The following is a 22,337-nucleotide window of genomic DNA, read 5'->3' as shown; positions in this document are numbered from 1 at the left end:
AGCGTCAAACGAGCGTCACGCCAGACAGTTTCTACTCGCGCTTCGGGACAGGCCGCCCGCGCCCGAACGCGCCAGCTGCGGCGGACGAGAGGGAACGGGCGGAATTCAGCGAGCAGTGCTTCATCAGGTCTGGCGTTTATGTCTGGTGCGGAGCACGTTGCAGATATGAGGTCTGGACAGGTGGAGCGGCTTCACTGAGAGAGAACGACGGCTGACGTCCGGTCGGCTGATCGACGGTTGCCGAGGAACGACCGACGACAGTGGTGACGCCAACGGAGACGCCCAGCTCATGCCCGAGCCCACCGAGCCGGCCAGCTCTCCCGAGGTTTGTCCCCCACCCCCGACCCTGGGGATTTCCTGGGTGTGGTTCGCCCTGGGGCCGGGTCTTTAAAATCCATCGCCCTGTACTACAGGCGGCGGTACGGTCCTCGGCATGGCTCGTACCTGTGTCTTCTGTGGCGCCACTCCGCTGACGAAGGAGCACACACTCCCCAGGTGGCTCAAGTCTGCGTTGCCGCCCGGCGGCTCTCGGGCCCTCCACATCAGAGAGACAGAATCAACCCGGGTCCAACACGTCGCCTCGGCTCTCGACGCCACAGTCAAGATCGTTTGTGCATCCTGCAACAACGGATGGATGAACAGACTCGAAAACGAGGTGCGTCCGTTCCTGCCCGACTTGATCAACGGACGAGCGGTCACGCTGACCCCAGAGGACCAGAGGGCGCTGGCCTCTTGGTCCCTAAAGACCATGTTCATGTTCTCAGGCCAGAACAAGCATCCCAGGTTGGAGATGCTGCCGCTGAAGGACTGTGCCGCCTTCTATCACGATCGTGAGCCTAGTCGCTTCATGATCACCAGAATCGGTGCCATGGAGCCCTGGGAGAACGACGAGGGTTCAGCCATGGTGGAATTCGTTTGCCCTCAGTACAGCGGGCCAGACCCTACCGCGAACCCGACGTATATCTCGACACTGAGGATCGGCTGGTTGTTGATTCAGCTGGTCCGGGCCGGGTCCCTCAGTGACGATCAGGTTCTCGCGCCCTTCGACCCTCATCCCATGTTCCATCCGCTGTGGCCTGTCGGCGCCACGCTGACGTGGCCACCGCTGAAGTCGCTGCCAGCAGCCCAAATGGCGGCCATCGCCTGCCCGCCCACTCTGCCGATTCAGGTGGGGCAGCCGTCAGCTTAGATAAACAGCACGTAACCCGTCGCGGGTGTGGCACAGGTGCCGCTACCGTCCCGACATGGACGATTCGCTCTCGTCTGAGAGCTTTTACCAGGGCGCCAAGAAGGCCGCCCACAAGGCCATGGACGACCATGGCCGCCAGGAGTGCGACGAGTTCGCGCTACACGCCGGTGTCGCGGTCGAGAAGCTCGCCAAGGCGGCCCTCGCCGCGAAGAATCCGGTCTACGTCGCGGAGATCCGTAATAACAGTACGGACATGGTCATGCATCTCGGCGGACATGTTCAGTTGGACGAGGAGAAAGTCCGCACTGTCGGGGCCACGGAGGCCATCAGGCGACTCCGAAAGATCGGTGTGCTCAAGGCCGATACCGATCTCGACTTGCTGATCGAGATACGCAACGGCGCAGCCCATGCTGCATCGGACAGCACCCTGGCCAAGGGGATGATCACTCCACTCGCCCGGACGATCGAGACGCTGCTTGACGAGCTCAGCAAGCCGCTGGTCGAGTTCTGGGAACGGTGGACGGACCCGGTCAAGAACGCTGTGAACGCGCAGGAGGACCAGGTCTTCCGCGAGGTTCAGCTCCGGATGGTCCAGGCCCGGCAGGCGTTCCAGAACCGGTTCGTGGGTCTCCCGGCGGAGGTAAAGGAAGGCGCTCTCAAGACACCCCAGCCCCGCAAGGAGGAGTGGTTCGCCAAGCCGATGGAGGTCAGGGACGGAGACCTGCTCGTCCTGAAGACCTCGGGCGGCAACTGCCCGGCCTGTGGCGGTCAGGGCCTCCTCACCTTCGAGCCGATTGGCCATACGACCACGGAGACGACGTTCACCGCGAACGGTTTCGGCTGTTACCTGTGCAACTTCGAGGTGCACTGTCCGGACGAGATGGCCGCCCTGCGGAAGGTCAACACCCCCGGACTGACCACCACGGTGTCCGTATCCCACGGTCCCACCCTCACCCCGGAGGAACAGGCACGCCTCGTGATCGGCAAGACCAGGACAGGCTGATCGTCACGTCGAAGGCCCCGGCTCCCAGAGTCGGGGCCGCGTCTTCTTAAATTCCATCGCCCTGTACTACAGGGGCGGATACCGTCCCTTCATGGACGATTCGCTCTCGTTCGAGAGCTTCTGCGAGGGTGCCAAGAAGGCCGCGCACCGAGCCATGGAGGACCACGGGCGCGAGGAGTACAACGAGTTCGCGCTGCACGCCGGTGTGGCCGTGGAGCGCCTCGCCAAGGCCGTCTTGGTTTCGAAGAATCCGGTCTACCTCGTGGAGATCAGAGGCAACGCCAGCGTGGACATGCTGTTCTACATGGGCGGTCACCGAAAGGCGAAGAAAGTCCGCACGATTGGGGCGTCAGAGGCGATATCTCGTCTACGAACGCTGGAGGTCCTGGCTCTGGACAAGGAGCTGGACATGCTGATCGATGTGCGGAATGGCGTTGCCCACACGGGGAGCGAAGAGGACGCCAAGGACTTCCTGCCGATCCTCGCCAAGACCGTCGAAACGCTGCTCGGGGACCTCGGAGGCCCGCTGGACGCCTTCTGGGGCCGGTGGACGACCGCTGCCCGCATGGCCGTGGACAACAAGCGCGGCGAGATCTATCGGAACGTGCAGGTCAGAATCAGGCAGGCGAAACACCGGTATGACGATCGGTTCTCGGACCTTCCTGAACATCTTCAGGACCGTCTTGCAGTCGAGCAGTTGGAGCTGGGCGGCTTCGGGGTGCGCTACGCGGAGAACGGCGTTGAGATCGCGATCCGCGAGCCGTGTCCAGCTTGTAGGAGCGCAGCCCACGTTCTCTCAGTGAACCAGGGCACGGAGGAGACCCCCCACTTCACGGTCATTGCCCTGCGTTGCCCCATGTGCTAATTGAAGCTGGCCACTCGGGATGAGCTTGAAGCCTCTGGGGTCGACGTCAAGCATGCTGATGATCTGGCCGCGTTCCAGGTCTCAACGTTTTTCGATGGTGCAGTGCCCTCAGAGAAGACCTTCCGCATGAAGATTGAGCAGTTCCTGGGCACCGAAACTGCCGATCTGGATTGGTCTTCTCCCCCGAAGCCCCGGTCCCCAGGCCGGGGCCTTTTGCATGCCCAGACCCACGCCGGATCTTCCTGCGCACACCCACGCAAGGAGCTCCCCTAGATCCCTGACCTGATCGCGCTCCTGGCTGCAGCCGAAGAGGCGAGCGGCGGACCCGATGTCGGCACGATCCTCGGCAGCTTCGTCCAGTACGGGATGGTCGGCGTGTTCGCCCTCCTGCTCGTCCTCGGCGTCGTCGTTCGTGGGCCGACCCGGCCACCGCCATGGGATGATCAATCCCATGGAGGGCACCGGCCTGCGGAGGACAGCATGAGTGACGGCACCGGGCATCTGTCCAAGCTCGTCTGGTCGGTGGCCGATCTGCTGCGCGGCGACTTCAAGTCTTCCGAGTACGGGCGGGTGATCCTGCCGTTCACGGTGCTGCGTCGGCTGGACTGCCTGCTGGCCCCGAGCCGGCAGGCGGTGCTCGATGAGGCCGAGCGCACCGACGGCGAGCAGGAGCGTGAGCAGCGCCTGACGGCCGCCTCGGGTTGGCCCTTCTACAACTCCAGCCGGTTCTCCATGGAGAGCGTGCTCAGCGATCCGGAGAACGCCGACCGGTTGCTCCTGGCCCATGTCGACGGGTACTCCCGGAACGTCAGGGAACTACTGGACGGCTTCGAGTTCGAGCGGACCGTCACCCGCCTACACCAGGCCCGACTCCTCTACCGCGTCGTCGCGCAGTTCGTGTCGATCGACCTGGGGCAGATGATCACCGACGACCACATGGAGAGCCTCTTCGAGGAGCTCGTCCGGCGGTTCGCGGAGAGCGGCAACGAGGCGAGCGGGGAGCACTACACCCCCCGGGACGTCGCCCACCTGATGGCCGGCTTCCTCGTTGCCGCCGACTCGGACCTCCTGACGTCGCCGCATGCCGTCCGCACTATCCTGGATCCGGCCTGCGGGACGGCCGGCCTGCTGACCGAGGCTGCCTCGTACATCGCGTTGATGAACCCCCAGGCGGACGTCACGCTGTACGGCCAGGAGATAAACCGGGAGTCATGGGCGATCTCCCGTGCCACCATGATGACCAGTGGCCGCCGGACCTCGACGATCGCCTTCGGGAACGTCTTCGCCGAGGACGGGCACCAGGGAACTGCCTTCGACTACCTCGTCGCCAATCCGCCGTTCGGCGTTGACTGGAAGAAGAGCGAGTACGCGGTCCGGTCGGAGCACGAGCAGCTCGGTTTCGCGGGCCGCTTCGGAGCCGGTCTTCCCCGGATCAACGACGGCTCACTGCTCTTCCTGCAGCACATGCTGGCGAAGATGAAGCCGGTGAGCGCCTCGGGCGAGGGCGGCAGCCGAATCGCGGTCATCTTCAACGGCTCCCCGATGTACGTCGGGGGTGCGGGGTCCGGCGAATCGGACATCCGGCGGTGGATCGTGGAAAACGACTGGCTCGAGGCCGTGGTCGCGCTGCCCGACCACCTCTTCTACAACACCGGCATCAGCACCTACCTGTGGGTCCTCAGCAACCGCAAGCCGGCACAGCGCAGGGGCCAGGTGCTGCTGCTGAACGCTCAGGACCAGTGGCAGCGGATGCGCCGCTCCATCGGTTCTAAGCGCAAATACATCACGTCGGACCAGATCGCCGAGATCACCGAGCTCTACCTGGAAACCATATCCGCCGACCCCGCCCAGCAGCCGGACGACCGGGTCCGCGTCGTCTCCACCCACGAACTGATGTACCAGCGCGTCACGATCGATCAACCGCTGCGGCTCAGGTACGAGCTGTCCGAGGAGGTCCTGACTCGGCTCGCCGAATCGCGCGTGATACAGAAGACCCATGATCCAGCTGCCCTGGTGGCCGCCCTGCGTCCGCTGGTCGGCTCGACGTGGACGAGGGGCCAGGAGGCCGTCACGGCGCTACGCCGGGCGGTCGCCTCGGCCGGCGTGAGCTGGCCGCGCGGGAAGGTCTTCGAGGCGGCGGTCCGCAAGGCCGTCGGCGTACGCGATGGCGACGGAGAGCCGCAGCGGATCGGCGAGGCGTACGAGCCGGATCCCGAGCTGCGCGAGTTCGTCCACCTGCCGCTGCAGGTGGATGCGATGGACCACCTCCGACGCGACGTGCACCCGACCGCTCCGGATGCCTGGATCGACGACAGCAGGACGCGGGTGGGTTGCGAGATCCCATCCGCGCTCTTCTACCGGCCGGAACTGGACGGCGAGTTCGAACTTCTACGTAACCTGGCCAGGTTGGAGACCACGCGGGTCCACCCGCCGCAGCGCGGCGAGGAGCAGGAGGACGGCGCCGACCGGCCCAAGCACCTGCGCGCCCAGGACCTCCATGAGGCGGACTCGGCCGTTGAGCTCCCGGACGCGCCGGAGGATGGGGTGGCGCTGACCCTGTGCTCGGGCGGCATGCTCGTCGGACGGACGGGCAACTGGCGCCTGCTGCCGCAGGGCTTCGGCGAGGCGGCGACCTCGCTCTTCGTGCTGCAGCCGCTCCGAGGTAGCGGCCAGGCGCTCTGCGAGTGGTTGAACTCCCGTAAGGACAACGGTCAGTACCCCAGCGCTCGCGATCTGCTGGACACGCACGTCCCCGTCGACCTGGTGACCGACAGTGAGGTGGAGAGTCTCCTGGAGACCGTGCAGGAGGGGCGGCGCGCATTGCGGACCACGATGTCGGGAATCTTGCCCAACGTCTTCGGCAGCGGCGAAAGGGACGTCCAGGGGGTTCGGAACGAGATCAGGGCCGCCGCCCACGAGGCCGGCCTGATCGGCGAACTTGTGCGCCCGCTGGACGACCCAATCTCGCGCGCCGAGTGGAGCTTTCCGTACCACGCCGCCGCGCTGTCCCGTCGGTACCGGGTCAGCACGCACCCGGCGGAGCGGAAGGACGGACTGCTCAAGCTGGGCGAGGGCCTGGCCCGGGTGCTAGGTGTGCTGGCGCTCACCGAGCTCGCCGCATCGAACGGCTTCTCCCGGAACCTGCGCAAGCAGTTCCGGACCGGCGCCACCTTCGGCACCTGGCTCTGGATCCTCGATCGGCTGGAGGCCGAGGGAATCGAGCCCCGCATCCAACAGCTCGCCACCGTACGCGGCCGGGGAAACGCACGCGCGCTACTGGGCCACATCAAGGATTTCAGAAACACCTCGCACCACGCGCACGGCGTCCGCGCCAGCCATCAGCTGGCGGAGGACGTCGAGCGGCTGGAACCGCACATCGTGCGGGCGATCAGTGCGGTCAGCTGGCTCTCTGGGACGCACTGGGACTGGGTGGAGCGGTGCGAGTACCTCGACGAGGGCTCGTACCGGATAGTCGGGCTCCGGCTGAGGGGCAGCCATCCGAGCTGGGAGCCGTTCGAGCGGTCGAGCACCCAGCCGCTTCGGCCCGACCGCATTTACGTGGACAGTGCCCCCTACGGGGCTCCGGTCGATCTCTGGCCGTTCGCTGTCGTCAGCCTGTGCGAGGAGTGTCGAACCCGGGAGCTCTTCCTGCTTAATGAAGCCCGGGACGACCAGCTGACGCTCCGCAGCCTGGAGGAGCATTCGCTGGAGATGACGTACGGCCCGCCCGAGTAGCGGCAGGGCCAGGCTGAGCGACCTGGCGCGGCTGCGCCGGGTGCGGACCGGCTCTAGGCGACGCCCACCTCCGGCCGATCCGGTTTCACGAATGCTGCCATTCCACGGCGACGCTGCTCCGGGAACAGGGCGCCTAACTCGTCGTCATCAAGAAACTCCGACAACCTGGCGGTGCTGCGAAGGAGCGGAGCGGACCACAGGACCCAGGCAGGTAGCGTGACAGCCTCTGCTCAGGCGGCAATTGACCGCACCAGATCGCCGCACGTGTGTTGTGCTCCTTCTCCCTGAGTCGTCAGGCGACAATCACACAGACGAGAAGGAGGGAGAGCCCGTACAGGGCTATAGCGAGGTGCAGCCCCACCCACAGGCGGTGAAGCCGAATGCGGTGCAGCCGGGGAAACTCGCGGTAGTGCGCCGCGCGTGCTCGGGCGAGCCCTTCATCGGACCCCAGCACGCCCCGGTCCGCCAGGTCGCGGGTCAACGCCCGTGCCTGGGTGAGGTGGTAGGAGGCCCGCTCGTAGTACTTGGCCACCGCCACAGCCCCGTAGACTCCAGTCGTCGCGACGAAGAGGCACAAAGGCAGGACGTTCAGCGTGAACTTCTGCTGGACGATCAGACCGCTCAGGGCTGCCGTGACGATGAGCAGGAGGTTCGTCAATGTGGAGCGCTGGGTCTCACACTGCCGCAGTTGCTCGCGGTGCTCCTTCCAATAGGCGCGTATCGCCTCTTCCGACGTCTCGGCCATCAAACCCCCAGTTGAATGCTGGCACCAGCCACCAGCAGAACCCTCAGCAGTGGAGACACCGTAGCGTGAGGATCTTCATCAGCAGTGCCCGCAAGGGTCTGGAGGAGGAGCGCGACGCCCTTGACGGGCTGGTCCGCGCTCTCGGTCACACCCCGGTCCGATTCGAGGACTTCTCAGCTCAGACCACGCCGAGCCGGGAAGCCTGCCTGAAAGCTCTGTCGACCGCCGACGCCTGCCTCTTCCTCCTAGGCCCGAACTACGGCCACGTGTTCCCCGAGACAGGGCAGTCAGCAACCCATGACGAGTGGGTAGCAGCCCAGCAAGCAGGTATGCCCCGCCTCGTCTACCGCAAGCTGAACGTGACCTTCGAGCCCAGCCAGCACGAGTTCGTACGCGTAGTGGAGGCGTACGCCACCGGTTTATTCCGCGACAGTTTCCGCACGGCCGCGGACCTGCTCCCTAAGGTCGCCGGGAAGATCCGGGAGCTGGAGTCGGGCCCGTCCCCCCTAGCCTTCGCCAAGCTGGCCCAACCACCCACCCTGCACTGGACTCTCGAGGAGGGTACAGGCGGCCTGCAGACCGCCGGCGTGACCACCCTTCTGGAACTGCACGTCCTACCACTGGACTCTGCTGGCTACTCGGCCAGGGAACTGGAGGCGCTCGGCCACTCGCTGCCGGGCCGTGTGCGCCTCACCGGAATGGTCGAGGACGATGTCCCCCTCAGCTCTTCCCGATCGCAGGACCATATGGCCGTCTCCGTCCCGGCCAGCCGCCCCCCTTCGTGGGACACGCCCCGTCCGGGCCAGTTCGTAGAGGTCCGCCTGTACAAGACGGGCCAGCTCTCCACCCGGGCCCTGCTCCCCCAGGACAGTATGGGGCCCATCCTCGATCCCCATGCCCTGCCCAAGCAGATCGCAGAACTGCTCAAGTTCACCGGCTCGTTGAACATCATCATGCAGGACCGCATCGTGGTGGCTGCTGGCGTGTCGGAGCCCGCTATGACCAGCATCGATACCTTCGACCCACGTCAGTCACGGCGCACAGCCAGTCTGGCTGGCTTCGGCAGGTCATTCGCCCTGCGTACCGAACCCGATGAGTCCGTCACCCTGGCGGCCCTGCAGGCCGGAGCCGATGAAGTCGCCGAACATCTCGCGCGGGCACTGATCGCGCGCCACCCCTCCGCTGCCTGAGGCCGTTTCGACAGCAAGCGGGCACGGCCGCCGCCTGCTCTCGTTTGACGCTTGACAAGGTCCGAACCCCGGCTTGGCGATCGACGCCCTCTTCTGCCAGCGGCTGAAGCGGATGGTCGACCTACTGAGCACACCACCCTGACCGGACCGTCCAGACGAGTTCCACCGCGTGAATCATGTACCGGCCGGAAGGGTGCAATTCGAACGCCAGTGTCACCTCGTGTCTCCGGGGCCGCACGGGCCGATCGCGCCCAGCCTCGACACCGGTGCCCGAGTCGAAGGCGCGGACCGGCCTCCGTACATGTCGCGCCTCTGTTGGCAGGGCATGATCAGACGCGATAGCCTGCCGGGCTGCCTTGTTGCGGAAGGCGGCAGAAGGGAGGGGAGCCCCCATGCCGAATCACAGGTCCGTCATCGCCGAGGTTCGTGCCGCGATGCGTGCCGTCGGCTACACGATTCTGCAGGTCGAGCCGCGGCTTGAAAACTTGTCGAACCTTCGGCCGGATGTACTGGCGTGGGCGTCGAATGCCGACGGGGAACTCGTGCCGTGGGCGGTTGTCGAGTACAAGAACAAGAAGCTCCGGCAGCCCGAGCTCGTCCTTCCCTCCCTGGCGGGCAGCCGGGACCTGCTGGGTACGCTCGAGCACTACGCGGTGATCAATGGGCAGTGGTTCAAGGCCGACCGTGGTGTCCGTTCCTTGCAGCCGGTCGACGGCCCGACTCCGCCCGAGCACGGCTCGCAAGGCTTGGTCACCGACCGGTCGCTGGCTACCTCCCTCCTGGTGCAACGTCTATGGTTCGAGGCGGACCGTCTCCGCAACTCCGGGGTCTCAGCCGAGCGGTACTTTCCTTCCGGGGACGTCCTGACGTCGTCCCGAAATGGGAGGCCGGGTATCGAACTGCCCGACGGTGGGTTCGTGCCGGTTCGGGCAGACGTACTCTGGCGCGCGAAGCGGGACGCGTTGACCGAGTTCGCCTCTCGTGGCAGACACCGAGAGTTCAGCTCACCCCGAGTGGTTGCCTCCGCCGTTTCGGCGCTGGTTGAGAAGCATCTGGCTGGCGCCGTCTTGGATCCGTTCTGCGGAACCGGATCGTTCCTTTGGGCGGCCTTGGACCGTGCTGCGGAGCATGGTGTCGCGGCGGAGTTCATCGGCTACGAATTCGACGCACAACTCGCCGAACTCGCGGCAGGGATCGGTCGGGACGCGCCGAGGCGCGTGGTGATCGAGAAGGGCGACTCCTTCCAGAGGGACTTCGCGGAAGCCGACGTCGTTGTCACGGCGCCGCCTGTCGGTCTCTCCCTGGCCGACCGCCACCTTCTCCTGGACGGATCGACCACGTCCGAGGGCTATGTCGCAGCGCTGGACAAGTGTGTGCGGGCGCTGAAGCCCGGAGGACGCGCTGTCCTGCATATCGCTCACTCGTTCACCTTCGCGGACCGGTACGCGGCGTACAGGATGTTCCTGGCCGAGAACTTCCACGTAGCCGCTCTTATCGGGCTTCCGGCAGGAGCGATCACGGGCACCGGTGTTCGTTCCGTTCTCGTCGTCATCGACCGCGCTGAGCCCGCGGAGACGCTGGTCACCCATCTCGGTGAGGACTGGGAGACGCAACTCGGCCCGGAAGGTCCCGGGCTGAACGCCGTCCTGGAGTTCGTCGACGCAGAAGACGACCGGCCACGTACCGCAGGACGGTCATGAGCAGCTTCTTGGCAGTTGATCTGCGGAGCGAGGCCGACTGGGATCCAGGACGCCTGGTTGGTTCCACCTTCGCTTGGCCGACAGCGGCGCCGGTGGTCCCATTGCGGGAACTAGTTACCACTGTCCGGGCGGGGAGTGTCGCGACCGCTGGTTCCCCGGTCATCGCGCCCGCTGGCCTGGTGGCGCGCACCGGGGCGATTCGGCGGCGGAGCACCAAGTACCAAGGCAAGGCATTCACAATCGGGACGCGCGGCCTTCGGCGTGGTGATGTCCTGGTGCCGCCCTCGCCGTCCGGGCCGGCCGTTCTTGTCGACGACCGGCTGAACGGTGCGCTCCTCTCATCCCGGTTCATAGCCCTCCGGCCTCTCGAACCGGTGCTTTCCCGGTGGATCTGGGCCGTGTTGAACTCGCGGGCGGGACAAGCTCGCCGGGCGTCGCTGGCGACAGGTACCACCATGGCGTCCGTGAAGATGCCGGATTTGCTGGAGATGGGCGTGCCCCTGCCGCCCCTTGTGGAGGTCCAGCGGCTCGACGGAGTGCTGGCTTCGATCGAGGCGAAAACACATCGCGAGGAGGAGCCGTCGGAGTCGACGTGGTGGGTCACGGCCGACCTTCGGCTCCGGGACGACTGGGGGATCATGCTCGCCACTCCTCGTCCCGAGCTCCTGGAGGACGGCGAACCGCTCGGTTCCTTCGTACGCGAGATGAAGCCGTCCCGCTCAACCCGCAGCTTCGAGGTGCCGACGGAACTGCCGGGCACGCTTCCGGTCGTGGACGTAAGTGTCCTGGGGGGCCGTCCGACCCGGCGATGGGCCGCGCCGCAGTCCACCGCCGTCACCCTCATCACCCCGGGCGACCTCCTGATCTCCCGCGTGGGCGAGTACTCGTACGCCACCGTCGTACAACGTCCGGCCGTCGCGGATCCGGGCATCTTCGTCCTCCGGTTGCGTGACCAGTCACAAGGACCTGCGCTCGCGCACTTCCTGAACGGGCGCGAGGGGCAGACCAGGAGGCGCATGTTCTTGCGGGGCATGACGGTTCCGTCCTTGCGGAGGGCGGACATCGAGAGATTCCCGATCCCTGCAGAAGCCCTCGAGTTCGAAGGAGACGTCGATCCGGACGTGGGGTTGGCGGACCAATTGGAGCAGGTCTTGTGGACGGCATGAGCTGCACGCTTTCACCCCTCGTCTACGCGGAGTTGTACCGGTTGCTTGCCGCGGACAAGCAGCGGCACGACGACATCGAAGAGCGGCTGAGCGAGATCGGGTACGCCCCCGCGTGGCTGAGTACCGCTGCCGACGCCTACGACGAGTACTGGGCGATGCAGCTGGAACTGGCCGGTGCGGAAGGCGTCGGGAACATCTCGGTGGGGAGTTCCGAGCATGCCCTCCTGGCTACCTGGATACTGGCCGGCCTTCGCAACACAGGCGACGACAACACGCTGAGTTCGGCGCTCAGGGCGAACGTCTTTAGGCGTGCGATCAGCGAGGTCCCCGACCTCAAGATGCCTCTGCCATCGGTCCTCAACCCGGTCATATATGGGTGGACTTTCGGCAAAGTCGTCAGCCTAAGTTCGACTGACGTACCGGTCGAACCCGTCGCTCCGGCAAGCATGCCTGACGACGATAACCTCGTCGCGGCGTACCTCGGGCTCGTCAACCACGTCCTTGCGCTGGAGGGCATGGCCGAGCCGTGGCCCGAGATGATGCAGACGTCCACTTACTGGCGCGGTTACGGGATCGCAGAGGCACTGAAACCGGGGGCCGGGGATGGCGGCCGAGCACTTCTGGAACTGCTTGCGGAATCGCGGCCGTTGCTCTCGCAGCCAGTCTTCTCCCAGCTCAACAACCACTTCAGCCGCTTCGGGGCGCGCCGGAACGCCCTGTCACACGTCACGGACGATGCGCGTCGTCCAGAACGGTTCGTGAAAGTCGTCGAGGACACGCATGGCTGGGAGCACCTGCGGGTGACCCTCCGTGGCCTCACGCAGTTCGTCTGCCAGGAGGTCTCTCGCCTGCTGTACGAGGAAAACCCACCACCGGCTCTTCGGAACGACCCGTGGAGCTACCTCGTGCGGGAGATGCCTACGGAGTGGTGCACTTAGAGGCGTGCTACGAGAGTACGGAAACTGAATGCCCACGGCGTCAGAGAGCTAGTTAGTCCGAAGGGCAAGGGCGGCTGGGACAGGCTGTCCGCCGGGCTCGCAACCATCGCCCGTCAATCCCTGTTCAACAGCACCATCTCCGATTCAAAGGCTGGGCGCCGACACACCAGATCGCAAGCCGTCGCCGGGCTGTACACGCAGCTCTTGGCGGATGTGATCGCCTCCGGCGCCCCATCTAGGAGCACCACGGCTGGCTGCCTATCTATCCTCCTCGAGTTGGTACACCCGGCTGTGCGCCCCTCTGATGCCCGTAACCGTCACACTGCTGCTAGGACGGCAAGTCAGCTGCTGGAGCGGCTGTGGGATGATGCGTACAGAGACGGGGCCGGCCCCGGACTCCAGCCCGGAGACGACGACGAGGAAGAAGTCGTCACTCTCCACTGCTCTCTGGAATTCCGCGGGCGTCAGCAGCACCGTGTCCGGCTCGGTGTCTTTGTATGCCTTGAGTTCGTAGAACCTCGACAGTGCGTCCACCGCGTCGGCGCCGAGGCCACGCTGGGCTCGTAGGTCGCGCAGCCAGTCATCGTCGGCGGCGAGTGCCTTGCGCACCACGTCCAGAGCCACCTTTTCCTGCTCCAGGCTCGTGTAAGCGCGCGGTGGCGTGTGCTGTTGGGGGATCGCTGATCCGGCGCGGGGCTGCGGCAGGCCGGACGTTCCCGAGGTGTACCCGCTCGGCCGTGCGGTGGGCGCGTCCGCGGCCGAGGGCCTCGGTGGCGTAATGATGCCGCTCGGGTCGACGAGCCGGAGTCTGCCGGGGTCAACGAGCTTGCGCGGTGGAGCGGCGGGAGCCGCAGGCGGGGCTGATGGCCCCGTCGCGGGCGGCGGCCCCCCGGGGACAAGCGGGAGGATCACCGCCGTGCGTGAGGTACCGGCTGCCGTGCCGGCCTGCGCCTTGGTCTCGGTACGGCGTTGGCCCACCTCGTTTCCGAGTTCCAGGAGCCGTCGTTCGCGTTCGGCCTCCGCCGCTTCCCGGTCGCGCCGCACCTGGTCGTCGGCAAGGCTCAGTTGTACGGCCGTACGGCCCTTCTCGGCCTGGTCACACGCTGCTCCCCAGGCGAGGGCCACCTCGCGGCGGCTGCCCGGAAACCGGTCGGCGATCGACCGACCCACCCCGGATGTGCGTGTCAGAGCGGCAGTGTCACGTACGTACAACGTGCCCGAGGGCCAGTCGATCCCGGCGTCCACGGGCACGTGCACCGTCTCGCCCGTGTCCCGAAGATGGAGGCAACAGGCCAGGTGAGGGGCGATGCATACAGTCAGGTCAGCCAGCTGGTCCCACGAGCAGTCCAGGGACTGCGCAACGCTCGCGGCGTTGCGCTGCAGGTCCTCGCGGAGGTGGGTGACGGCTGACCGGACCAGCGCTGTGGCGGCCGGGTCCGCCGGGGCCGGGGCAGGGCTGTACACGGTGACATGCTCTGCGGCGAGCTCGCTCACGCGCAGGGCTCCGATCAACGGTCGGAACTGCTCCAATTCGGCTCCCGGGTACCACACCGCACGTTCCCGGCCCAGCGCCTCGGCTACCACTGGGTCTTCGACGGCGTACACGGGCCGCTTGCTTCGCCAACCCTGGCTCGTCCAAAGAGGGAGGCGTCCCAGGCGCTTGGCCGTCAACGCGCCGGGATGGGTACGGCCCAGAGCGGCGAGCATCTTCAGGGTCTCCAGGACGATGGACTGGGTCGTCCCGTCCGGCTCGTCCCGACCCTGCTTCCGGTCCTGCTGTGCCAGCTCCTTGATCACGGCCGTGGCGTCGTCCACAGTCGGCAGGCGCACTGCGAGCCGCTGCCAGAACTCCTCGCTGCCTGGAAACGTGGGAGCGAACGCACGGAGCGGACCGAAGAGCGGCGCTCCGCGCAGGCACTGGCTCGGCCGGCGCCAGCCGGAGTCCGTGAGGACGAGGCCACTCCCCTCGCCGAATGCCCGGAGGACCGAGCCCAGGGGCATCTCCCCCGAGGCTCTCTCGCCACGGCGGAAGGCGCGCTCTGCCAGGGCTTGGTAGAGGATCAGCGCCGCGGGCACATCCCGGTCGCCGACCTCTTCCTCCCGTCGGCGCAGGCGCTGCAGACATTCCACGAGGTCCTCCGTGCGGGCCTCTGCAGAAATGCCCAGGGCGCGCAGCACATCACTGCGTCTGCCGACCAGTTGCTGGATCTCGGGATGGAGGAATCGCTCGTCGTCCGCCCCGTACACCGCGACCGTGCCGGTGGTCCGCATGCGGAGTCGATCCGGGGCAGACAGTGCGCCGTTACCGGCGTCCAGCCATGGTATGTCGCGCAACTGCCACAGCCAGAAAGCTGCAGTCTTGCCCCGGTTCTGCCATGCGTAGTAGTCGTAGACGGCATCCACCTCGTCGTGATCGGAGAAGCGGCTCCATGCCCGCCCGAGGACGTGAAACAGCGCTGCCGCCCTGCGCCTGCGGAGCTGCGGGTCCTGCTCCGCCGTTATGCCAGAAACGACGGCACGTAGGTCGGGGCTTTCGTAGTCGTCGAGCGTGAAAGTCGCTTCCAGAACGCGCAGGGCATCAGTGCGTGCTCGAGGTCCCGAAATGACTTCCGCCGGCAGCCCCTTCGGGCTCTGCGTGAAGCGTTCCCGCGCCCCCGGGTGCCTGCGCAACCTGGGCGCGGTCTCCGCGCCCAGGAGCCTCAGGAACTTACGGGCGCCCATCCCGGCGCCGCCGTGCTGCAGGACCTCGGCGTACCGGGGCCGCAGCCACACCAGCCCGGCCGTGCGACCGGCGGCGAAGGCGAAGCTCTCCTCGCGTTCCGAACTGTCCAGTCGGGCAGGTAGGTACGCCCGGGCGGGAGCGACGTCGATGTCTTCTCGTTTTCCGGCCCGGTCATAGCGATGCCCCTGCAGCCGGATTGCGTGGCCCACGTCGCGCCCCAAGGTCTCACGCTCGTGGTCCGGCACGCGTGCGAACCCGTCGCGCAGGTCGATGAGCTGGTCATCTGTCAGCCGCAGTACGTTCGGGCCGCTGCTCCCCGCCGCGCCGATGGCCGCGAGGCGCCGGATTACGGCCACCGCGTCCGCGTCGGTCAGCAGCGCCTCCCGCTTACGGAGCCATGTCCTCACCGACCGCGCCTCCTCGGTGTCGGCGAGGAATGCCGGATGGATTTCCCGGGAGAATCCGAGACTTGCGCCGAGGCCCCGCGGGGCGTCGGTGAACACCGCTGGTTCCGCGGACCGGGGCACACGGTGGCGGCCCCCTGAGCTGTCCACGAGCCACCGGCTCGACAGCAAGGAAGAGTAGAAATTCGAGGCAAGTCCCACCGCGGCGAGGCGGATGTTCGCCTGCGGCGACCGGGTTTCGTCGTAGAGGAGGCGTAGCGCGTCGTAGAGGTCCACCGTCACGGGAACCGCACTGTCGTGGTTCTCCCAGTCCGCCAGCACCTCGCGCCATCGACCGTCCTCGTCCCGCGTCATCTTGGGCAGCACGGCGGTCCGCTCGGCGACGCGGGAGATCTCTTCTTCGGTGACCACGCCCACCAGCGTCTCGTCCTCCACCGCGAGATCATCCAGGCTGAGCGGCCCGTAGCCCGGGACGTCCAGGACGAGACCGTGGGACACGCCCGCCCTGGCACGGTCGAGGAGTAGTCGCTCCAGCGCGGCGACCGGGTCGCGGGAGTCGCGCATGTCGTCGGGGAGCGGCACGGCGCGCCAGGCCCGTGCCGGATCCCGCCGGAACTGCCACAGGGCGGCGGCCGTCCACAGGTCGCCCACCAGTTCATTCAGTGCGCGGTTCCACGGGGTGTCGTCGAGCGCCTGACGGCTGGCGATCGGATCGAACTGGGCGCTGATACAGAGGGACAGAGCGGTGCCCGCGACCGGAAGACCGGCGTAGATCCGCCCGGCGTCATCGGGTCCGAGAGGAAGAGCCACAGCGATTGCGGTGGTGGACCCCACCGCCTTGTGAGACCGGGTGATCCCAGGGGGGCTGGGAACGGTCGTACGGCAAATCAGCCACCGGGACCCGTCGCCGGCACGTGCCTCGCCGGTCTCCACGTCGGCGCTCCGCCCGCCCACCACGGCCTCGAACGGCTCGCCGGTCTCACGGTCGAGCGCCAGCCGGTGCTGGACACGACCTTGCTCGTCCAGGTGCGTGACGCTGCCGACACTGCCGAGGAAGAGCAGCGCGCTGTCCCCCCACTCGGCAAGCCACGCGTCCACCTCGTCCGCGCCGAGCACGCCCGGCTCCAGAGGAACCCGTAGAACCGTCCAGGTGTCGCCCGCGAACCAGTCAGGCAACGGGAACGGCCTGGCCACGGCGATGTCAGGATCGCCGACCCGGAACCGGTAATGCCCGCAGTGAACCTCCAGATGCGGGGAGAGGGACTGGAGGGTCATCAGGCCGATCCCGAACCTACCGGTGGATTCCGCCTGCTCTGCCTTGCTCGTCAGCCAGGGCATCGCCAGGGCCAGAACGTCCGGCAACCGTACGGCACTGCCGTTGTGGGCGACGAGGAGTTCCCGTCCCCTCGTCAGAATGCGTACATCGGTGGCGCCGAGGTCCTCGGCGTTCTGCACGATCTCCGAGAGTCCCTGGAGACGGTCGCTCGATAGATTCCCCGCATGGTCTCGGGTACGTCTCAGCGCGTGCCGTACTTGACCGTCCAGTCGGGCGAACCGGCTGCCGAGTCGCTCGACCGCCGCCTCAGTCGCCGCCTCACCCTCCGGCTCCGGTACGACGGCTCCTTCTGGGATGCCCTCCATGGAGAAGAGCGCATCGGCGGACGCAATTCCCCGCTCCACCGCAGCCGTTCGACGCACCGCATCCCCCGTGCTCATCTCCGCCCCCACGTACCCCGCCACTCCCTGCGACACAGGGTAACGAGGCCAGCGCAATCAGCACACGTCTATCCGAGACCTGTCGCCGTATAGCCCAAGCCCAAAGAACAGACCTAACGCGCTACTCGACGGGTTGAGCCCGCCAAGTCGATTGACCCGCGCCATCTGGTCCCGGAAGACCACCTCACACTCCCTCAGAAATAGCGTCAAACGAGCGTCAAGACATTTCCCGAACCCGTCTCTAACGGAGTTGAGCAGAGCGTTCTGGACTCACGCTCCCGCTGCGAAACCGCAGGTGAGCCACGTGGCGGCTACCTACAACATGCTCCACGCGGTGAACTTCGGGAAACAGGTCGAGCACCACCGACCACATCTGGAAAGCCCAAGAAAGCCGCAGGTCAAAGCCCCTTTGCAGCAGGCTCCAAGATGGCCACGCACTCAACATGCGAGGTCATCGGAAAGCTGTGGGCCTGGACGCGGGCAGGAAAGCAGCAGGTCAGAGATGCTTTTGGGTCCCGGATGAGAGCCGCCAGACGCCCGGAGCGTCAAATGAGCGTCACGGCCCTACGTCGGTTCGGCACCGGAACTCTGGCGCGTCTGGCTCCCGTAGTACGCAGCGCCTCCACCGGTAGGGAGTCTCACGCCGGTGCGCCCAGTGCGTAGGGAAGTCCCGCCGTCAAAGGAGCAGTGTGATCGAGAACCGCTGACGAGGCCGCTTCGAGCCTGAGAGGTCCGTCCCGCCTGTTGCATGCCGCCCAGGGACGGAGCTACCTACTGCGATCATCTTGGGCTCGAACATGCTGTGGGGTGTTTCCCCTAACGTCGCGACCGTCGACCTGCTCAAGGCCATACAGGCGACGGGGGTGCAAGGGGTCGCCGTCTCGTGGACGGGCAGGGGGAGCTGGCCGCGCAACGGTCGCTGCCTGAATGATTTTCCACTACGAGGAGCCTCCCATGCCTCGTTCGCCGAGATGGATATCTGCGGATTCGAACTGGGGCCGGCCCCAGTTCTCGACCGTGACCGGCCTTCGGAGACGAGCTGGTTCCTGCGGTCGTGCTGTCCGACCATGCGACCATCGGTCGGGTCGTGCCGTTGACTGGCGCACAGTGGGTGCACCTGCCCCCCGGATACGGCTCACAGAGTCGTGGCGAGCAGGCCGAGGACGAGGAAGAGGGGCTTGTCGGTGGGGACCGCTACTATCCAGGATCCTCACGGCACGACGAACGGGGTCAGGGAATGGGCTACGTGAACGAAGCGGCGGTCAAGCGGAAGCTGGGTATCCCGAACTGGCGGAACCTGTCCAAGGACAAGGTGCTCAAGTTCGCAGCAGCCATGCCCGAGATGGCCACCGAGGTGCGGCTCAAGCTCATCGAGCAGTTCCCTGCCTTCAAGGACCTGGGCAAGGCCGACATCGATGCGGTCACAGAGGCCCACAAGTCCACTCTCGCAGCCAACGAGAACAGTCAGAATCACTTCTATAAGGCTTCGCAGGACCAGCGGGACGCTCTGCAGGCCGACCTCGGTCGGGACAACCTTAGCTGGGAGCAACGGGAGGCCCTTTATGACCGCTTCGACCGAAACGTACAGCGGGTAGGCGAGAAGGACAGCGAGAACAAGCACTTCCTGGGGGCGGGGATGAAGTTGGTGGCAACCGCCGGTGCAGCCGCCCTCGCGCTGAGCGTGGTATACGTCGGCGGCAAGATCGCTGGAGCGAGCGAAAACGGTTCCGAGGAATCCCAGTAGGACAGAGGCTGGTCCTCTGGAGTGGACCCACCGCGGGTCAGTCGGCGGGTGACTCTGCCCCCGGCATGTCGTGCTCGATTCCGGCATGCAGGGTGCGGCCGCCCGACGGGATCACCTCGACGAGGCGTTCCTCCTCCGCTTGGGATAGATCCGTGAAGAGTCGAATGGACGTGTTCACGAGGTCCAGTAGGGGGACACTGCCGCGGGGCGGCTTTACCGAGGCAGTCCGGGTGGAGAAGTTGTACCTCACCGGTACGCCACTTGGAGGCAAGGCTGCTTCGAGTGTCTTGACCAGGGTTCCCGGTCCGAGGGATTCGCTGAGGTGACGGAGCCGGTCCCCATGCAAAGCGCCCACCTATCCTTCGTACGCCACCTGCCCGCCACGGTTGACCAGCGTGATGGCCTTGAGGCTCAGCCCTACGAGCTGCAGACGATCACCAACCTCGTCGAGGGTCGGCAGTTCGTACGCCGCCCGTGCCGCCGACGATGTCAGGTGGTTGACCTTCTGTGCGAGCGTGAGAACGAAGCCGGGCGCGTTGAAGTTGAGGGCTCCCTCACTCTTCGTCCGTTTGAGGGGGCTGCACCACGGCGAGCGGCGACGGAGGAGGGAGTCTGAACCCCACGAGAGCGCGCACACCAGTCTGTCGAGGCGGTCAGCAGCTCAGTACAGCCAGAAGTTCTGCTGGGCCCACCAGATCAAGGCGAGCACGACGGCGCTACCCAGGGCCTTTGCGGCTCCGCCGAGGAACGACAGAGCCATCGTCCGGCGCACACGGCGGACAGTGCGCGGGGTGAGCTTGATTCTCAGCATCTTCGAGATCGGCAAGATGGCGCCGCAGAACAGCAACAGCACGCCTGTCAGCAGGACGATCAGCAAAAGCGACGACTCGTTCGTACTCGGGGACATGAGCGTAGTCGTGGCCAGCATCAGCTCGCGGAGATCCATCGTGATCGCTCCTTCGGTTCGTGTCGGATGGCATGACGATCTCCGTCGACGACGGCGTGCAGGGGCGATGCCGAACTTCTCCGAACACCGAACCTCAGCGCCGCAGGCCAGCACCGTGAGGGAGAAGGCGAACACCGAACATCGCCGAACAGCACCTGGCAGGATTGCGGGATGACCAATTCATCGGCCTCCTGGACTCAGGCGGCCGCGCGGTTCGGCGACTGTTTGCGGCAGCTGAGGAAGCGGGCCGGGCTGACGCAGGAGGCATTGGGGCAGAAGGTCGGGCTGAGAAAGTCCTGGATCTCCGAAATCGAGGGCGGGAAGTTCCGGACACCTCCGGACCGCGATGTTGTTACCGCCTGGGCGAAGGAGTGCATCCAGCGGGCCCCGAAGGCTCCTGGAGAGCCATCGTGGCTGCTGACGATTGACTGGTGGACAGCCGAGCTGGAGCGGCTGATGCAGCTGCACGATCAGCTCCGGGACGGACAACATGACGTCAGCACCGGGCAGGCTGCGCCGGAATCCCAGCGATCTGCCGGCCGACTCGCCTACTACCTCAAGGCGGCGCGGCGTGAGGCCGAAGAGCACCCGTATTTGGGGATCCGGCGTGGGGACGCCCCACCGCTGTTCGAGATCTATCGGCCCCAGTTCGTTCGCCTCCGCACTTCCGAACCCACCCCCGGACCGGCTCCTCAGCGGGAGGACCATCATGTGGGCCCGCTCGTGCCCGCCGATGAGGCGCTCACCAGCGGCAGCCCCATCTGCACCGTGCTTGGAGCGCCTGGAGTCGGGAAGTCCAGCTTGCTCAGGCGCCAAATGGACACGGTGATCAGCCGTCTGGGCGACGGGCCAGTTGAGGTCCCGGTGCTACTACCCGCTGTGGAGTTGACCGGCGGACTACGGCTGGCGGATGCACTGGCTCGGTACACCAACCGTGAACTCCCCCCATATGGGCTGTCCCAGGACTTGAGCGCGGGGTTTTTCGCCGATCGTCCGAGACCAGGGGCCTCGTGGCTGGTACTCATTGACGGCTTGGACGAGGTCGTAGATGTTGAACAACGCCGACGGATCCTGGACACCGTATCTACGGCAGTCGCCGACCCACACGGGTGGCATCGCTTCGTGGTGACCAGCCGCCCCCTGCCTGAAAGTGAACTCAATCACGTTGGCAGGCAAGTCCCCCGCTACGAACTGGAGCCGTTCACTCCACAGGACCTGCCCGTCTTTGCCGAATCCTGGTTCACTGCCCAGCAGCTCACCGACCCGGCCAACCTCACACAGCTGTTTATTTCTGCTCTCAAACGGATCGGCGTCACCGACCTGGCACGCACCCCGCTGATGGCCACCATGCTGTGCCAACTGTTCGCCGACCGTCCGGATGAACCGCTCCCTGCAAGCCGTGGTGACATCTACGGACGATTCGCTGATCTCCTCCAAGGGCGCCAGTACCAGCACGCACCTGAAAAGCAGGTCATCCAAGCCCTAGACAGGTACGGCAAGGCAGCCTGCGAACGGGGCCGGGAAATTATCGGCATCCTTCCCCGACTGGTCCGCTACCTCGCCCATCAGCGCCATAGCGGCAACCGCAACTCGGCGCTCCGCATCCTTGCGGACCACCCCGACGTGCAACGCCCGGAGGCGGTGCCCCAACTGGAATGGGAAGGGTTCCTCACCGGCTGCCTGCGCGGCACCGGCATCCTTACCCTGCACGCTGGCGACTTCGTATTCCTGCACCAGACGTTCTTGGAGTACTTCGCTGCCTACCGTGCCGTCTACGATCAAGGAGACCGGTCCCTCACCATCAGCAGCCTGTTCAACGATCCAGAGATCACCCAGCTGCTGTCTACAGGGTCTGTGAGCACATCCGACGTCTGGGACCGGACCTATTGGGAACTCGTGCGCTTGGGTGCGTCCTATCTTGGCTTTTTCCTCGACGCTGCGCCCGATCAAGACGCACCCCGAGTCCTCAACTCTCTGATCACCGTCGGCTGGCCAGAGGGGTGCGAGATCATCACACAGCTTGCATCGGTGGGGACGCGGGTCCCCGTCCCCATTTCACCGACGCTGCCGCCACGAGGCTTGACGACTTCGCCCGTGACGCAACCAGGAGCAGCGGGGCACGCGTGGCGGCCGCCCGAACGCTATACGACCTGGACGCTGCGCGTGGAAGCGACCTCCTCGCGTCTCTGGCTCACGACACCAGCCTCGGAATTGACCCCGCCGAGATCGACGACATCCTAGATGAGGGCGAGGACCCCAAGTCGGTCCTCGTTG

At 66.1% G+C, this 22,337-nt stretch carries 16 protein-coding genes; 10 read left to right on the top strand and 6 right to left on the bottom strand.

Annotated elements, in window-relative coordinates; genetic code table 11:
- Positions 1–634: 634 nt before the first annotated feature.
- From ACFWVP_RS18315 to ACFWVP_RS18305, 3 genes are all read left to right on the top strand, one after another.
- The gene (locus tag ACFWVP_RS18315) at positions 635–1,189 is read left to right on the top strand and encodes a hypothetical protein (protein WP_384497791.1); all 555 of its coding nucleotides are present in this window, start codon (positions 635–637) and stop codon (positions 1,187–1,189) included.
- 55 nt (positions 1,190–1,244) lie between these two features.
- Positions 1,245–2,192 (top strand): hypothetical protein, encoded by a 948-nt coding sequence (locus ACFWVP_RS18310; protein WP_384497789.1) that lies wholly within the window; start codon positions 1,245–1,247, stop codon positions 2,190–2,192.
- 91 nt (positions 2,193–2,283) lie between these two features.
- On the top strand, positions 2,284–3,057 hold the full coding sequence (locus ACFWVP_RS18305) for a hypothetical protein (RefSeq protein ID WP_384497787.1): 774 nt from the start codon (positions 2,284–2,286) through the stop codon (positions 3,055–3,057).
- A 108-nt stretch (positions 3,058–3,165) separates the two neighbouring features.
- On the opposite strand, the gene ACFWVP_RS18300 is transcribed toward ACFWVP_RS18305, so the two are convergent.
- Complete coding sequence (locus tag ACFWVP_RS18300; RefSeq protein WP_384497785.1) at positions 3,166–3,510, bottom strand: hypothetical protein; 345 nt, start codon at positions 3,508–3,510, stop codon at positions 3,166–3,168.
- Positions 3,511–3,537: 27 nt separating this feature from the next.
- Between ACFWVP_RS18300 and ACFWVP_RS18295 the strand changes: the two genes are divergently transcribed.
- Entirely contained in the window at positions 3,538–6,792 is a 3,255-nt protein-coding gene (locus ACFWVP_RS18295; protein ID WP_384497783.1) for an N-6 DNA methylase, read from the top strand.
- A gap of 292 nt (positions 6,793–7,084) precedes the next feature.
- On the opposite strand, the gene ACFWVP_RS18290 is transcribed toward ACFWVP_RS18295, so the two are convergent.
- Entirely contained in the window at positions 7,085–7,537 is a 453-nt protein-coding gene (locus ACFWVP_RS18290; RefSeq protein WP_381493533.1) for a hypothetical protein, read from the bottom strand.
- A 65-nt stretch (positions 7,538–7,602) separates the two neighbouring features.
- Between ACFWVP_RS18290 and ACFWVP_RS18285 the strand changes: the two genes are divergently transcribed.
- The 4 genes from ACFWVP_RS18285 to ACFWVP_RS18270 all read left to right on the top strand — a co-directional run bounded on the left by ACFWVP_RS18285 (position 7,603) and on the right by ACFWVP_RS18270 (position 12,531).
- Positions 7,603–8,727 carry a DUF4062 domain-containing protein gene (locus ACFWVP_RS18285; protein ID WP_384497781.1) on the top strand — a complete coding sequence of 375 codons (1,125 nt, stop codon included), beginning with the start codon at positions 7,603–7,605 and terminating at the stop codon, positions 8,725–8,727.
- A gap of 392 nt (positions 8,728–9,119) precedes the next feature.
- Entirely contained in the window at positions 9,120–10,427 is a 1,308-nt protein-coding gene (locus tag ACFWVP_RS18280; RefSeq protein ID WP_384497779.1) for a class I SAM-dependent DNA methyltransferase, read from the top strand.
- Positions 10,424–11,593, top strand: coding sequence for a hypothetical protein (locus tag ACFWVP_RS18275; protein WP_384497777.1), 1,170 nt, complete (start codon positions 10,424–10,426; stop codon positions 11,591–11,593). The genes ACFWVP_RS18280 and ACFWVP_RS18275 overlap by 4 nt, the downstream gene beginning before the upstream one ends.
- Entirely contained in the window at positions 11,581–12,531 is a 951-nt protein-coding gene (locus ACFWVP_RS18270) for a hypothetical protein (RefSeq protein ID WP_384497775.1), read from the top strand. The genes ACFWVP_RS18275 and ACFWVP_RS18270 overlap by 13 nt, the downstream gene beginning before the upstream one ends.
- 258 nt (positions 12,532–12,789) lie before the next feature.
- Here the strand turns inward: ACFWVP_RS18270 and ACFWVP_RS18265 are convergent, their stop codons facing one another.
- Entirely contained in the window at positions 12,790–17,112 is a 4,323-nt protein-coding gene (locus tag ACFWVP_RS18265; protein ID WP_384497773.1) for a sacsin N-terminal ATP-binding-like domain-containing protein, read from the bottom strand.
- A gap of 1,315 nt (positions 17,113–18,427) precedes the next feature.
- Here ACFWVP_RS18265 and ACFWVP_RS18260 point away from each other — a divergent pair.
- Positions 18,428–19,117, top strand: coding sequence for a hypothetical protein (locus tag ACFWVP_RS18260; RefSeq protein ID WP_384497771.1), 690 nt, complete (start codon positions 18,428–18,430; stop codon positions 19,115–19,117).
- Positions 19,118–19,154: 37 nt separating this feature from the next.
- Here the strand turns inward: ACFWVP_RS18260 and ACFWVP_RS18255 are convergent, their stop codons facing one another.
- The 3 genes from ACFWVP_RS18255 to ACFWVP_RS18245 form a co-directional block, all read right to left on the bottom strand.
- Complete coding sequence (locus ACFWVP_RS18255) at positions 19,155–19,295, bottom strand: hypothetical protein (RefSeq protein ID WP_384497769.1); 141 nt, start codon at positions 19,293–19,295, stop codon at positions 19,155–19,157.
- A 177-nt stretch (positions 19,296–19,472) separates the two neighbouring features.
- Entirely contained in the window at positions 19,473–19,754 is a 282-nt protein-coding gene (locus ACFWVP_RS18250; RefSeq protein WP_384497767.1) for a hypothetical protein, read from the bottom strand.
- A gap of 24 nt (positions 19,755–19,778) precedes the next feature.
- Positions 19,779–20,063: a hypothetical protein gene (locus ACFWVP_RS18245; protein ID WP_384497765.1), complete on the bottom strand. Its 285-nt coding sequence runs from the start codon at positions 20,061–20,063 to the stop codon at positions 19,779–19,781.
- Positions 20,064–20,234: 171 nt separating this feature from the next.
- On the opposite strand from ACFWVP_RS18245, the gene ACFWVP_RS18240 reads away from it, so the two are divergent.
- On the top strand, positions 20,235–22,304 hold the full coding sequence (locus tag ACFWVP_RS18240) for a helix-turn-helix domain-containing protein (RefSeq protein WP_384497763.1): 2,070 nt from the start codon (positions 20,235–20,237) through the stop codon (positions 22,302–22,304).
- Positions 22,305–22,337: the final 33 nt, after the last annotated feature.

This window comes from Streptomyces sp. NPDC058637, assembly GCF_042717325.1.
GTDB lineage: Bacteria > Actinomycetota > Actinomycetes > Streptomycetales > Streptomycetaceae > Streptomyces.
The sequence above is the reverse complement of the archived record's forward strand: the minus strand, read 5'-3'. Positions and strand labels throughout refer to the sequence as shown.

Bases quoted from the DNA above. Each gene is read 5' to 3' on its own strand.
- ACFWVP_RS18315 (WP_384497791.1), top strand. From the start codon at position 635: ATGAACAGACTCGAAAACGAGGTGCGTCCGTTCCTGCCCGACTTGATC.
- ACFWVP_RS18310 (WP_384497789.1), top strand. From the start codon at position 1,245: ATGGACGATTCGCTCTCGTCTGAGAGCTTTTACCAGGGCGCCAAGAAG.
- ACFWVP_RS18305 (WP_384497787.1), top strand. From the start codon at position 2,284: ATGGACGATTCGCTCTCGTTCGAGAGCTTCTGCGAGGGTGCCAAGAAG.
- ACFWVP_RS18300 (WP_384497785.1), bottom strand. From the start codon at position 3,510: ATGGGATTGATCATCCCATGGCGGTGGCCGGGTCGGCCCACGAACGAC.
- ACFWVP_RS18295 (WP_384497783.1), top strand. From the start codon at position 3,538: ATGAGTGACGGCACCGGGCATCTGTCCAAGCTCGTCTGGTCGGTGGCC.
- ACFWVP_RS18290 (WP_381493533.1), bottom strand. From the start codon at position 7,537: ATGGCCGAGACGTCGGAAGAGGCGATACGCGCCTATTGGAAGGAGCAC.
- ACFWVP_RS18280 (WP_384497779.1), top strand. From the start codon at position 9,120: ATGCCGAATCACAGGTCCGTCATCGCCGAGGTTCGTGCCGCGATGCGT.
- ACFWVP_RS18275 (WP_384497777.1), top strand. From the start codon at position 10,424: ATGAGCAGCTTCTTGGCAGTTGATCTGCGGAGCGAGGCCGACTGGGAT.
- ACFWVP_RS18245 (WP_384497765.1), bottom strand. From the start codon at position 20,063: ATGGATCTCCGCGAGCTGATGCTGGCCACGACTACGCTCATGTCCCCG.
- ACFWVP_RS18240 (WP_384497763.1), top strand. From the start codon at position 20,235: ATGACCAATTCATCGGCCTCCTGGACTCAGGCGGCCGCGCGGTTCGGC.